The organism is Variovorax sp. 05T418 (assembly GCF_056396385.1).
The window spans coordinates 52,345-66,900 of the sequence record NZ_JBFTLJ010000015.1; the positions used below are offsets into that span (position 1 = coordinate 52,345).

At 69.0% G+C, this 14,556-nt stretch carries 2 protein-coding genes; both read left to right on the plus strand.

Annotated features, from left to right (window positions below; translation table 11 throughout):
- Positions 1–9: 9 nt before the first annotated feature.
- Entirely contained in the window at positions 10–7,314 is a 7,305-nt protein-coding gene (locus tag AC1DMS_RS25135) for a DUF11 domain-containing protein (RefSeq protein ID WP_015865976.1), read from the plus strand.
- A 2-nt stretch (positions 7,315–7,316) separates the two neighbouring features.
- Positions 7,317–14,555, plus strand: a complete 7,239-nt coding sequence (locus AC1DMS_RS25140; RefSeq protein WP_478181943.1) for a prealbumin-like fold domain-containing protein — start codon at positions 7,317–7,319, stop codon at positions 14,553–14,555.
- The last annotated feature ends 1 nt before the right edge of the window (position 14,556 follow it).

A 14,556-nucleotide genomic window follows, 5' to 3' on the forward strand; every position in this document is an offset into this window, starting at 1 on the left:
GACTCATTGATGGGCTGCCGCTCGCAGCGATGGCGCCGTGCCGGCGCCAAGCTCGCGATCGGCCTGGCGCTGCTCTCGGCGCTCTTCCTGACGCTGTTCCTGGCGTCCGCCGCGGTGCATGCAGCACCCGCACCCGGCGGCAGCGTCATCCGCAACGTGGCCAAGGCCAGCTATGTGCCGGCCGGCTTTGCGCAGACCGAGACCTCCAGCTCCAACAGTGTGGTGGCCAACGTGCTGCCGGTCGAGGCGCTGGTGCTGACGCAGGACCAGGCGGTCACCCGGCCGCCGGCCACTGTCGTCACGCTGAATCACCTGCTCACCAACACCGGCAACGTGCCGTCGAGCTATGCATTGGGCTTCGCCAACAACGCGGGCGGCTGCCCGGCGGACACGCTCGATCTGTCGGCGCTGCGCGTCGTGCGCGACATCAACAACAACGGCGTGGTGGATCCGGGCGATCCGCTGCTGCCGCTCGGCGCGCCCGGCGCGCTGGCGCTGCGACCCGGCGAAACCGCCTCGCTCCTGGTGGAGGGAACGATCCCGACCACCGCGGACGGCGTGGCCTGCGCTGCGCTGACCGCGACCACTGCGCTGCAGAACCTGAGCGCCACCAACCGCGACACCGTGACGGTCGGCAACGTGGCGGTCATTGCCCTCACCAAGAGCGCGAGCTATCCGGGCGTCATCGTTCCAGGACAGAGCCGCATCGATTTCATGATCTCCGGCACCAACATCGGCGCCCGCGATGCGCAGCCGGGCAATGCCACCGCGCCGGCCGGCACGCCGGTGCTGGTGAACGGCGCGCCCGCGAGCCTGGTGCTGGTGCGCGACCTCGTGCCGGCCGGCACGCAGTACATCGCAGGCACACTGCAAAGCACGGCCGCGGGCGCCGTGCGCCTGTTCCGCCTGCCGGGCGATCCGGCCTTCAGCTACCGCACCGCCGACGACGCGGCCGCGATCGAAGTGGCCATTGGCGTGCCGACGGCCGTGTCGCGCAACGCCTCGATCGCCATGCAGTTCGCGGTGCTGGTGAAGGCCGACCAGTCCGGCGACATCCGCAACACCGCCCAGGGCCACTACAACGACGGCACGGCGCCGGTGGTGTCGCCGTCCAACACGGTGCTCATCACCACGAGCCAGAGCCGCATCGGCGTGGCCAAGACCGCATCGGTGCCGCGTGCGAACCGCGGCGCCGACGGCCTGCTCGACGGGACCACCACCGTGCGCTTCAGTGTCGACGTGCGCAACTATGGCGCCGTGTGGCTCTACGGCGTGCAGGCGGTCGACCTGCTCGAAGGCAGCGGCGCGACCCAGTTCGGCAGCTACACCGGCGCGGCGGTGCCGGGTCCCGGCCAGTACACGGTCGTGCCAGGCTCGATCGCCATTGCGGGCAACCAAGGCAACGGCGTGAGCGGGACCGTGGCCGCCGCGAACAACGGCTTCACCGGCACCGCCGCCGCCCAGAACCTGCTGGCGCCCGGTGCGGTGCTGCCTGTCGGTGCGCAGGTCACCGTGCAGTTCGACGTTCGCATCAATGTCAGCGGCCGCACCGGCACGCTTCTCAACAGCGTGCGTGCGCAGGGCGCCCTCACGCCCGGCGGCGCGCCCGTGGCCTACGACGATTCGGTCGACGGCGCCAGCCCGGACCCGGACGGCGACGGCAATCCCAACAACAACGCCTCGCCCACGCCGGTGTCGATGCAGCTGCCCTCGCTCTCGCTCGCCAAGACCGCTTCGCTGCCGCGGCGCGTGGCCCAGGGCGTCTACGAGATCGACTATCGGCTGCTCGTCACGAACACGGGCGTCGCGCCGGCGCCGAACGTGCGCGTGATCGACAACCTGAACTGCACCTTCGACATGGACAAGCCCGAGGGCCTGGTCGCGTCGTGGGAACTGGTGGACGCGCCCAAGGTTCGCAGCGGCTTGCTCAACGCCGCGGGAAGCTTCACCGGGCGCGCGGCCTGCGACCGCGAGGCCCTGGCCAGCAGCGATGCATTCAGGCTGCCGACCGAGGCGGTGCTCAGCCTCACCGACGGCAGCCGCGGCCTCGAGCCCGGCCAGAGCGAGGAGGTCAGCTTCAGCGTCCGCATCACGCAGAAGCCTGGCGCAGGGGACCGCCGCGCGACCTTCAACAACAAGGCATGGGCTGCGGCTTTCGACCAGAACACCATCAACGTCACGCCCGCGATGCTGGTCGCGGCCACCGCGAATTCGGTGCAGTCGCTGCTGGCCGATCCGGCCGGCACGGTCTACAACGCCGTCACGCGAGAGCCCGTCCAGGGCGCGGTGGTCACGTTCACGCGGCAGTCGTGCAGCAGCGGATCGGTCACGCCGATGAACGCGGCGGAAATCTACGGCGGCTCCTCGGGCACCTACACGTTCAATGCCGACGGCAGCGTCTCGATGACGACCGGTGCCGACGGCAGCTATCAGTTCTACCTGCAATCGCCGCCGTTCATCGGCCTGTGCACCTACACGCTGCAGGTGGCGCCGCCGGCAGGCAGCGGCTATGTCTTCCCGTCGCAGCTGATCCCTGTGACGGCCGGCACCTTCGGCAGCTGCGGTCCGGTGGTGCCCGGTGCGCTGCCGCCCAAGGGGGCCGAGCCGACGACGCACTATTTCTCGGTCACGTCCGGCTTCAATGCTTCGAACGAGGCGTGCGACGTGGTGCACAACCACATCCCGCTCGACCCCGGCAATGTGCTCGGCCTGGTGCTGCGCAAGGAAGGCAGCAAGCGGCAGGTCGAGTTCGGCGACTTTCTGGACTACGCGTTGACGGTGACCAACAAGACGGGTACGCCGGTGACCGGCATCTCGATCAGCGACAGCCTGCCGCCGGGCTTTGCCTACGTGAGCAACAGCGCGCGCCTGAACGGTACGGCCACCGGCAATCCGGTCGGCGGCGCGGGCCCGAAGCTGGTGTTCAACTACCCGACGCTGACCCTGGGCATCGACCAGATGGCCATGGTGCGCTACCGCGTGCGGGTCGGCGTGGGCGCACCCACGAACGGCGATGCGATCAACCGTGCGCGTGCCCATTCGGGTCCGCTGCAGTCGAATCTTGCGAACTGGACCGTGCGCGTCACCGGGGGTGTGTTCTCGGACGAGGCCTTCATGTTCGGCAAGGTCTACATGGACTGCAAGGCCGACGGCAGGCAGGAGGGCAGCGACGAGATCGGCGTGCCCGGCGTGCGCCTGTTCATGGAGGACGGCACCAACGTCGTCACCGACGTGGAGGGCAAGTGGAGCCTCTACGGCCTCAAGCCGGTCACCCACGTGCTGCGCGTCGACCAGACCACGCTGCCGTCCGGTGCCCGCCTCGAATTGCTGGACAACCGCAACGCGGGCCGCCCCGAGAGCCGCTTCGTCGACCTGAAGAAGGGCGAATTCCACAAGGCCAACTTCATCATCGGCAACTGCGACAACCGCGCGACGCTGGACGACGTGGTGGCCCGCCGCGCGGCCATCGCCGCGATTCCGGACACCGAAGCCGAAGCCCAGGTGCGCATGCGCCTGAATGCGGAAGGGCAGATCGTTGCGGTGGGCGACTTGCGCTCGCTGCCCGCGAGCGGCCAGGCGCTGGCGAGCGGCAGCACGGGCTCGACCACGACGTCGTCCGCGCCGCTGATCGCCATGCCCGATGCGCCGGCCAATGCCAGCAGCTTCGTCGGTGCCGCCTCCGGCAGCATGAGCGGCACGCTGGGGACGGCGGCTTCGGCGGCGTCGACCCCGGCAGGCAGCCTCTTTGCCGCACTGAACGGCTTGCCGGCGGCCGCGAAAGGCGTGTCTGCCGAAGGCGGTGCGGCAACCGGTGTCGGCGCCTTTGCGAGTCGGCCGGTCAACACCTCCGCCGCCATGCTGGAGCCGCGCAGTGCACCGCTGCTGCCCGAGGCAGTGCCCAGTCCCATCGAGCTGGAGGTGCTGCTGCCGCAGATCGAAAGCAACGCGCTCGGCTTCCTCGGCCTGAAGAACGGCGACACCGTTCCCGCACAGTCGATCAACGTGCGCGTCAAGGGCGAGTCCGGCCTGGCGCTGCGGCTCAGCGTCAACGGCCAGGCCATCGACGAGCGGCGCGTCGGCAAGAAGACGCAGCTGCCATCGAAGAGCATCGGTGCCTGGGAATACATCGGCGTGGTGCTGCAACCCGGAACCAACCGCCTGCAGCTCGATGCGGTGGACGATTTCGGCAATGTGCGCGGCAGCGAACAGATCGGCATCGTCGCGCCCGACAAGCTCGGCGCGATCCAGATCGACCTGCCCGAGACCGCCTATGCCGACCTGCGCACGCCCGTGACCGTGAAGGTGCGGCTGGCCGATGCGGCGGGTGTGCCGGTGACGGCGCGCACCCAGCTCACGCTGGAGGTCGACCGCGGCCGCTGGCTCGACGAGGACCTGAACCCGGCCGAGCCGGGGACGCAGGTCTTCATGGACGGGGGGGCGGCCGAGTTCCGCCTGCTGCCGCCGGGCGAGGCGGGCGATGCGCGCCTGCGCGTGAGCGCCGGCAGCTTCGTCAAGGAAGCACGGCTTGTGCTCTTGCCCGAGATGCGCCCGATGCTCGGCGTGGGCATCGTCGAAGGCGTGCTCGATTTCACCCAGCGCGGCAGCGTGCCGCTCGGCGCCATGCCGGCCGGCGCGGCCTTCGAAGCCGAACTGACGGGCCTCGCGGACGAGCGCGAGAACCGCCGCGCGGGCGCCCGCGCCGCCTTCTTCTTCAAGGGCACCGTCAAGGGCGAGTACCTGCTCACGGCCGCCTTCGACTCCGACAAGACGCGTAAGGACCGGCTGTTCCGCGACATCCGGCCCGACGAGTTCTATCCGATCTATGGCGACTCGTCGGTCAAGGGCTTCGATGCGCAGAGCACGCAGAAGCTCTACGTGCGCATCGACAAGAACCGCTCCTACCTGCTGTACGGCGACTTCACGACCAGCAGCAGCACGGAGGTACGAAACCTCAGCCAGAGCAACCGCGCGCTCACCGGCCTCAAGCACGTGTACGAGACCGCGGACGTGCGCGCGACCAGCTATGCGTCGCGCACCGCGCAGACACAGCAGGTGGAGGAGTTCCGCGCCGTCGGCACGTCGGGCCCCTATTACCTGAGCACGACCGGCGGCGAGTTCGTCGACAACAGCGAGCAGATCGAGGTGGTGGTGCGCGACCGCAACCAGCCCGACATCGTGCTGCAGCGTACGCCGGCCACGCGCTTCGTGGACTACACGGTCGAGCCGCTCACGCGCCGCATCCTGTTCACGCATGCCGTCGCGTCCGTCGATGCCAACTTGAACCCGCAGTCGATCCGCGTCACCTACGAGGTCGACAGCGGCGGGCCCAAGTTCACCGTGGCCGGCACCGACGTGCAGGTCAAGGTCGGCGAACGGCTGCAGCTGGGCGTGGTCGCCAGCACCGACCAGAACCCGGATAACCGCCGCAGGCTGGGCGCGTTGACGGCCGTGGCCCGCCTCGGCGACAACACCACGGCTGCGGCCGAGGTGGTGCGCACCGATTCCGACGAGAAGGGCAAGGGCGAAGGTGCCCGCGTCGAAGTGCGCCATCAGACCGAGCAGCTCGCGGTGGTGGCGCTGGCGAGCAAGACCACCACCGGTTTCGACAACCCGGGCGCGAGCTTTTCGGCGGGACGCACCGAGGTCTCCGGCCGCGCCGAGTACAAGATCGACGAAGACATGGCGGTGCGCGCCGAAGTGCTCTACAGCAAGGATGCGCTGCTGGAAGGCGACCGCAAGGGCGCGAGCGCGAGCTTGCGCAAGAAGCTGGACCACGACATCGTCGCGGAGGTCGGCCTGCGCCACGGCCAGAGCCGCAGCGGCCTGGCCTCGGGTTCGGGCTTCGACTACGGCGAGATCTCCACCTACAACGGCAATCTGGGCAGCCGTGTCGGCGCCGGCAGCGTGACCGCGCTCGGCGGCGCCGCGACGGCCAATGCCAGCGCCGAGAGCGAGAGCCTGACCACCGTGCGCGCGCGCCTGTCGGCCCAGGTGCCGGGCGTGCCGCTGGCCCAGGTCTTCGTGGAGGGCGAGCAGGACCTGAAGAACTCCGACCGCCACACGCTGGCCGTCGGCGGCAACTACGCGATCACGGACAAGACGCGCGTCTATGCGCGCTACGAGCTCATCTCCAGCCTGTATGGCGCCGCCCAGCTCGATGCCGCGCAGTCCAACAACGTCGGCATCCTCGGCATCGAGAGCAACTACATGGACGGCGGGCGGCTGTACAACGAATACCGGCTCGCAGACAGCATCGACGGCCGTGCCGCCCAGAACGCCATCGGGGTGCGCAACACCTTCAAGCTCACCGACAGGTTCAGCCTGACCGGCGGCCTCGAGCACACGCGCCAGATGGGCGGCTACGCCAACAGCGCCAACAACGGCACCGGCTATGCGGCCGGGCTGGGTGAATCCACCGCGGTCACGGCGGGCGTCGAGTACCTCACCGACACCTACAAGCTCAGCGGCATCCTCGAAGGGCGCAAGGGCGACGACGCGAACACCCGTCTCTTCAGCACCGGGTTCGGCTACAAGATCACACCGGCGTGGAGCCTGCTGGCGCGCAGCGTGGTGAGCGACAGCGAAGGGCAGGGCGCGAGCGGCGGCAACGAGCGCCACCTCCAGCGCCACCAGATCGGCCTGGCGTACCGCCCGGTCGACGACGACACCTGGAACGCGCTGATGCGCTATGAGCGTCGCTCGGAGCGCATCGTGGGCCACGGAAATGCGGCCGGCGCGTTGACCGGGGGCAGCGCCTTCGGCGGCGAATCCGGCAACGCCAGCCTGCCGGGCAGCACCAGCGCGGACATCGTCTCGGCGCACCTCAACTACAACCCGGCGCGCGGCCGCGTGCTGAGCGCGCGCTACGCGGGCAAGCTCTCGCGCGTCGACGACGGCTTCCTGGCCAGCAGCTACTGGGCCCATCTGCTGCAGGCGCGCTACACCCAGGACATCAACAAGGACTGGGACTTCGGCGTGCAGGCCGGCCTGCTGTACGGCAAGGGCGGCGCGCTGCAGAAGACCCTGGGCGTGGAGGTCGGCTACCAGATGGCGAAGGACCTGTGGATCTCTGCGGGCTACAACTTCGTGGGCCTCAACGACCGCGACCTGACGGCCAACGAATACACCAGCAAGGGCGCGTACATCCGGCTGCGTTTCAAGTTCGACGAGACCCGGTTGGGCTTCCCATCGGCCGCTGCCGGTGCATCGAAACCTGCGGCTGCCGCGCCTGCAGCGCAGCCGGCATCCGTCGCCGGCAGCGGCGAACCTCTGCTTCCCACGTCCCCAGAAGAAATAACCAGTTCAGGCCAATGAACATGCAACGACTCAAGAACACGCTGCGCTCGATGGCGGGCACGGCATGGTGGTGGCTCCTGTGCGGGGCGTGGCTCGTGGCCGTGCCGCTTTCCGGGCATGCACAGCAGGTGCTCAGGCCGCAGACCGGTACGTTGATCAACGGCACGATCGTGGGCTCCAGCAACGGCTTGTCCATGAGAACTTACTGCGTCAGCGGGTTCCCGACCGGCCTGACGATGTGGGAGCGGCTGAACAGCGCCGCGGTCAGTGGCACCTTTGCCAATCTGACCGGCGGTTTGCGGGCCTATGAGCTGCGCTGCTCGCCGTTCACCGTCACCGAGGGCGCGACCGCCGCGACCATCACCTGGGGTGCGGCAACCCAGCGTGGCGTCGCTGGCCGACCCATCAACGGCATGACGCTGCGCGGTCCCCAGGCGTGTCCGGCCGGCACGGTGATTGCAGTGATGGGTGGCGTCGACCGCATGTTCAATGGCGCATCGGGCAACATCTATCCGACGCAGCTCACCTTCACCTGCCGACCGGTCACGGTGGTGGCAGGCGACTGGTTCCGCGTGGCGGCGACCGGCGGCGCAAGCTACACGCTGGGCATCACGACGAACGACGGCGGCACCGGTCCCGGCTCTGCAGTGCCGGGACCTCTGCGCGCGCCGCGCACCGTTTGCCCCTATTCGGCCACCAACACCTGCAATGGCCTGGAAGACCTCGGCGGCGGGGAGCTGATCGACGGCTTCTCCGGCGTGCGAAGCGAGTTTCCCGATGCGCGCGTTTCGCAGCGCATCAGCTTCGTCAACTACGCCTGGAGCCAGGCGCTCGGCCCCAGCACGAACACCGCCACCTGGCGCCCGACCGCGGGCCGTCTGCCCTTCTACCCGCCGACCGTCGCCAACAACACCGCCCGCTACCAGGACACCTACGAGACCTACGCATCGGCAGGCACCAGCTACAGCGGCGGTGCCCTGGCACCAAGCAACGTCAGCGTCCAAAACGTCGTCAGGACCGGTACCTGCAACACCTCGCACACGCTCGCAACGCAGGAGGACTACACCTGCACGAACATCATCACCGGCCGGCCCGACCTGCAGGTGCGGGTCGCCGTGCCGCCGGATGCCTGGACCAGCCACGGGCAGGAACGCATCGTCAGGCTCACGGCCAAGAACTTCGGCCCGGGGAGCACCACGGCCGCCGACAACTCGACCGCCGTGCTGGCTCTTCCCGCCGGATGGAACACCGGCACCTTGCCCGCCAACTGCGCAAAGGCCGGTTCGCCGGTGGTGGTGACGTGCCAGCTCAATCCCACGCTGCTCGCGGGCTCGAGCGGGCCCGGCATGACGGACGGCGGCGAAGCCAACTTCGACATCCCGGTGTTCCCGCAGCCCACCGTGGCGGCCGGCAGCTACCCGGTCGTCAATGGCGCCAGGGTTTGCGTCCAGGCGGCATCGTCCGGCAACCCCCACTACTGCACGGTGCCCAACGATACGAACCCGAACAACGACGACGGCATCGCGGTGGATGAAACCGACACCATCGTCCTCGCCTACCTCACGCCGCCGCTGATGCCGCCCCGCGTCACGACCACCGTGGTCTCCAACGGCGGGGTGGGTTCCTTCGCGTTCACCGGCACCAACGACGCGGCGCCTGTCAGCCCCATCGTCACGACGGTGGCCGGCCAGGGGGAATCGGGGCCGACCATGGAATTGGGGGTCGCGCGGAGCGACACGATCCTGCAGCAGTCCGCCCCGCCCGCGGGCTTCGCGCTGCGCAGCATCTCGTGTACCGGCATGGCCGCGGGCGGCACCGCGACCTATGACCTGGCGCTGAGGCGGGTGACCCTGAATGCGGCGGCCACGGACTACGGCGCCAACATCGCCTGTACCTTCACCAACACCCGCGTGGTCGTCACCGTCAGCAAGCTGGGCGAAGGCGGAACGGACAGCTTTTCGTTCACCGGCTCCAACGGCTTCGCGGCGCAAAGCATCACGACTTCTGCGGCCAACGTGCCAGAGGAGGGCGATCCATCCGGCCTGACCACCGTGGGCGCCGCAACCACCATCACCGAAGGCGTGCCGCCCGCCGGCTGGAAGCTCAAGGGCATCGCCTGCACGGGCATGGGCGCGGGCGGCACGGCCACGGTGAACCTCACCTCGCGCTCTGTCACCCTGAATGCAGCCGCCACGGCAGCCGGCAGCAACATTGCGTGTACCTTCACCAACACCAAGCTGCCGACGATGACGGTCAGCAAGGTGTCGATCGGCGGCACGGACAGCTTCGCCTTCACCGGTACCAACGGCTTCACCGCCACCAACGTGACGACGGAAGACGACGGCGTTGCCATCGCGGCGGCGGAACAGGTGCTCACGGCCGCGAACACCGCCACCAGCATCACCGAAAGCGTGCCGCCGGTCCCCTATGCGTTGACCGGCATCAGCTGCACGGGCATGGGCCCGGGAGGCAGTGCCACGCCGAACCTGGCCACGCGCACCATCGCGCTGAACGCCGCGGCCACTGCACCGGGCAGCGAGATCAACTGCACTTTCACGAACACGGTGCAGCCGCAGCTCAAGCTGGTGAAGACCGCCGGCGCCGCGAGCTTCGCAGTGGGCGTGCCGTCGAGCTACACGCTCACGCTGAACAACATCGGCCCGGTACCAACCTCCGCTCCCGCGACGATCAGCGACACCGTGCCCGCCACGCTGACGCTCGGCACCATGCCCGCCGGCTGCAGTGCAAGCGGGCAGGTCGTGAGCTGTACCGTGCCCGCGGGGCTCGCCGCCACCAGCGGCGCTGCGGCCTTCGTCATTCCGGTCACGCCCTTGCCGGGCGCCTCGCCGAGCGTGGCCAATACCGCGACGGCCACGGGCGGTGGCGACCCGTCCTGCACCGCGACGGGCAATTGCATCAGCAGCGTGACCACGCCGGTGCTGGGGGAGCCCCGCATCACCCTGCGCAAGACCAAGACCAACATCGCCGGCACCCACACCTTCGGCTTCACGCTGACCGGCGTGACCAACCCGACGGACAGCATCGCCGTGACCGCGCTGGCCACGCCGCAGGCCTCCACCACGGTGCACGTGGGCACGCCGGGCGTCGAGGCCTCCGTGCAGGAGTCGGGCGTGCCCGCGGGCTGGCCGGCCAACCCGGTGTCGGTGTCCTGCCTGGACTCCGCAGCCGCGACGAGCGGCAACCCAGCGACGCAGCTGGCCATACTCAACGGCAACACCGCAACCCTGCCGGCGAGCGTGATGCGGCCCGCGGCGGCCATTGCCTGTACCTTCACCAACACGGCCACCGCGCGCGTCGCGGTGAACAAGACCGCGTCGGCGACCGCCGGAGCCGGCGGCAGCATCACCTACGGCCTGAGCTTCGCCAACACCGGCCCGGTGGCCACCGGCACTTCGCTCGTGGTGAGCGAGCAATTGCCGCCTGGCGTGGTGGCCAATTCGGTGGTGCCCGGCACGGGTGTCACGTCGGTGAGCTGCGGCACGCTGCCGAGCGCTCCCGGTGCGCTGCTCAACTGCACCATGACGCTGCCCGCCGGCGGCATTCCGGCCACCACCGGCGTGCGCGGCTTCACCCTGAACGCGACCGCGCCGATCGTCGACACGGGGACCGTGCTGACCAACTACGCCAGCACCAACGTGAGCGGCGCGGGCCTGCCGGTTACGGCAGCCGGCGCCGGCTGCTTCTCCAGCGGCGCGGTGAGCTGCGCCAACGCACAGACCACCATCGTGGTCGGCCCCGCGGCCGGCGGGCAGTCGGGCGTGCGCATCGTCACCGACAACCAGTTGGCCAACGGCACCGCGCAGGACGTGCTCGAAGCGTTCATCCGCGATGCCTCCGGCAACGCGGTCCAGGCCGGCACGGTGGTGAGCTTCGGCGCCACGCCGAATGTCGCCTTCAACGGCGGCGCGGTCGGCGCGGCCGGCAGCTGCACCACCACGGCGGCAGGCCTGTGCCAGGTGAGGGCAACCAGCACCGTGGCCGCGGTCTACAGCACGACGCAGGTCACGGTCGGCGGCGCTGTGCTGAGCGGCAACTTCAGCGTCGGTGAAGACAGCTACCTGCCGAGTCCGCAGCCCTACCGCTTCGGCAGCCGGCCGACCGTGACCATCCGCAAGACCTCGCTCGGAGGGGTCGGCACGTTCAGCTTCACCGGAAGCAACGGCCTGGTGGCGCGGAACATCACGACCACCGTGGCCGGTACGCCGGTTGCAACGGCGGTGCAGACGCTCACCGCGGCGAATATCGCCACCACCATCACCGAAGGCGCGCCGCCCGCGGGCTACGCGCTGATCGATGCCTCGTGCACCGGCCTGGGCGCCGGCGGATCGGCCTCGCGCAACGGGCGTGTGCTCACCCTCGATGCGGCAGCCACCGCGCCCGGTAGCAACATCGTCTGTACCTTCACAAATTCCCTCGACACGGGCACACCACCGCCGCCCGTTGCGCCGACGGTGATGTGCTCGACGAACGCAGCGGTGTTCAATACCGGCTTCGACGGTCCCGTCGGGCCGCCGGTGGCCACCGGGCGTGACCCGGTGTGGGAATCGGGCATCGGCACGGCGACCGGCGGTCCGGCCAGTGTGGCGGCATGGGCGCGCTCGTACGTCGGAAACAAGGCGCCCGCCAGTTGGATCGCGTCGCCGTTCGGCAATGCCAATTGGGTGTCGCAATACCCGGGCTCGCATACCGGCAATGTCGACATCTACCATCGCTTCACTTTCAACATGGCGCCGTCGGTCAATCCGGCGACCTTTGCGCTGAAGCTGGACTTCTATTCCGACAACTCGGTGGCGGCCATCTATGTCAACGGCGTGCTGCAGAGCGTTCCGGGCGTGCCGCAGGCCCCCACCAATCCGTACTTCTACGCCGGCTTTGTCGCGGGTGCCGCGGCCACCACCAACCTGGTGAGCAACTGGCAGACCGGTTCCAACACGGTGATCGTCCACATCAAGAGCGGCGCGGGAGCCCAGGGCTTCCTGGCCCAGGCCACCACCAGCGCGTTGTGCGCGCCCGCGACGATCAATCTGCAGAAAACCACGCTCAACGGCGCCGGTGGACCCTTCGGCTTCAACCTGACGAACACCACGCAGGCCAGCGGCACGGTCAGCACTCTTGCTGTCGGCACGCCGGCGCAGGTGGACGGCAACACGGCCGCGGCGGGCGTGCAGGCCTTCAGCGCCAGCGTGAGCAACAAGGTCATCAGCATCACCGAACCCGCGGTACCGGGCTGGCACTTGACAGGGGCGAGCTGTACCGACGCCGGGGTGCCGGTCGGCAGCCTGGGCACCGGCGCGAGCGGGCGCACCTACACCATTCCCGCGGCCAGCGTGCAGCTGGGCAAGTCGCTGCAGTGCGTGTTCACGAATTCCGCCTCGGCCACGGTGACCATCCGCAAGGTGTCCCTGGGCGCGACCGGAACCTTCGGCTTCAGCGGAAACAACGGACTGGCACCGCAGAGCCTCACCACCACCGCGCTCGGCACGCCGGTTGCAGGCGCCATCCAGACCGTGGCGGTACCGAGCACGGCGACGATCATTGCCGAAGACCCGCTGCCCACCGACTACGCACTGACCGGCGTCAGTTGTACCGGCCTGGGCGCGGGCGGCACGGCAACGCCTGACCTGCCGAACCGCAAGGTGACGCTGGATGCGGCCGCCACGGCGCCGGGCAGCAACATTGCGTGCACCTTCACCAACACCTACACGCCGCCGTATCCACGGGTGCAGATCGTCAAGACCACCATCGGCGGCACCGGCAGCAACCTGTTCCGCTTCGCGCTCAGCGGGCTTTCGACGGCAAGCGACAGCATCACGGTGGTGGGTGACGACACCGTGGAAGGCGCGGCCAACATCACGGGCACCGCCAGCGCCGGTGTCACGATCAGCGAAACCTCGCCCGAGGGCTGGCCGGCCAGCCCGGTGAGCGCCAGCTGCGTGGACTTGAACAGCGCGACTCCGGCCGCCACGTTCGGCACGCTCACGGGCAATCAGCTGGCCATTCCCGGGGCCAACATGGTCGCTGGCGCGGCCATTACCTGCACGTTCGTGAACGGCTATCCCAAGAACGTGACCGGCCGGGTGTTCCTCGACAACGGCACGGGGGGCGGAACCGCGAACGACGGCCTCATCAACGGCGGCGAGGTCGGGCAGAGCGGCATCAGCATGCGGCTGACCGACTGCGCGGCAACCACCTTGTCGACCGCCGTCACGGACGGCAGCGGCAAATACGCGTTGGCCGTGCCTTTCACCATCGGTACGGGCGATGCGCTGTGCGTGGAAGAGACCAACACGGTTTCGCGCATGTCCACCGGTGCTTCGCTGGGTGCCGTCCAGCTGCCTTCCGGCCAGACCGTGGCGAACGCAGGCACCGGCTACACCTACACCCGTGACGGAACGCCGGATCGCATTGCCTTCACTTGGAACAGCAGCGGCCACGCGGGCCTGAACTTCGGCGACGTCGAGCGCAACACGCTGGCTGCCGACGGCGCCAAGAACGGCCTTCCGGGCAGCACGGTGAGCTATCCGCACACCTTCACCGCGCGCACGGGCGGTGAAGTGAGCTTCGATATCCCGAATGCCGTGGACACGCCTGCGATCAGCGGCTGGAGCGGCAAGATCTTTGCCGACACCGGCTGCACCGGCGCGCTGCAGGCCGGCGCGGCGCTGCTCTACCCGCCGGCCGTGCCGGTGACGGTGGCCACGGGACAGAACGTGTGCATCGTGATGCAGGAGTTCATTCCCGCCAACGCGATGAGCGGCAATAACAACACCAGCACCGTGCAGGCCAGCTTCGTCTACACCAACGCCGGCCCGGGCCTGAACGCCACCTACACGGTGACCGACATCACCACCGTGTCGACCAGTGCGCTGGAACTCAAGAAGGAAGTACGAAACGTGACACGCGGCGGCAGCTTCGGCATCAACAACCAGGCCAAGCCCGGCGAGACGCTGGAGTACCGCATCGCCTATACCAACAACGGAACGACCCCGATCAGCGGCTTGACAGTCAACGACACGACACCGCAATTCACGGCCTTCATTGCGGCGCAGGCGGACACGACACCGGCCACGCTCGCGAGCTGCCAGAAGAACACGCCCGCCAACCCGGCCCCGGCTCCGGCCGTGGATTGCAGTGCCGCGCAAGCAGAGGGTGGAACGGGTGCGCTGAGCTGGAAGTTCGCGGGGCCGCTGGACCCTGGCGCGTCGGGCACGGTCCTCTTTACTGTCAAGGTGAACTGAG

Excerpts from the sequence above, each read along its gene's own strand:
- AC1DMS_RS25140 (WP_478181943.1), top strand. The coding sequence starts at position 7,317 with ATGCAACGACTCAAGAACACGCTGCGCTCGATGGCGGGCACGGCATGG.
- AC1DMS_RS25135 (WP_015865976.1), top strand. The coding sequence starts at position 10 with ATGGGCTGCCGCTCGCAGCGATGGCGCCGTGCCGGCGCCAAGCTCGCG.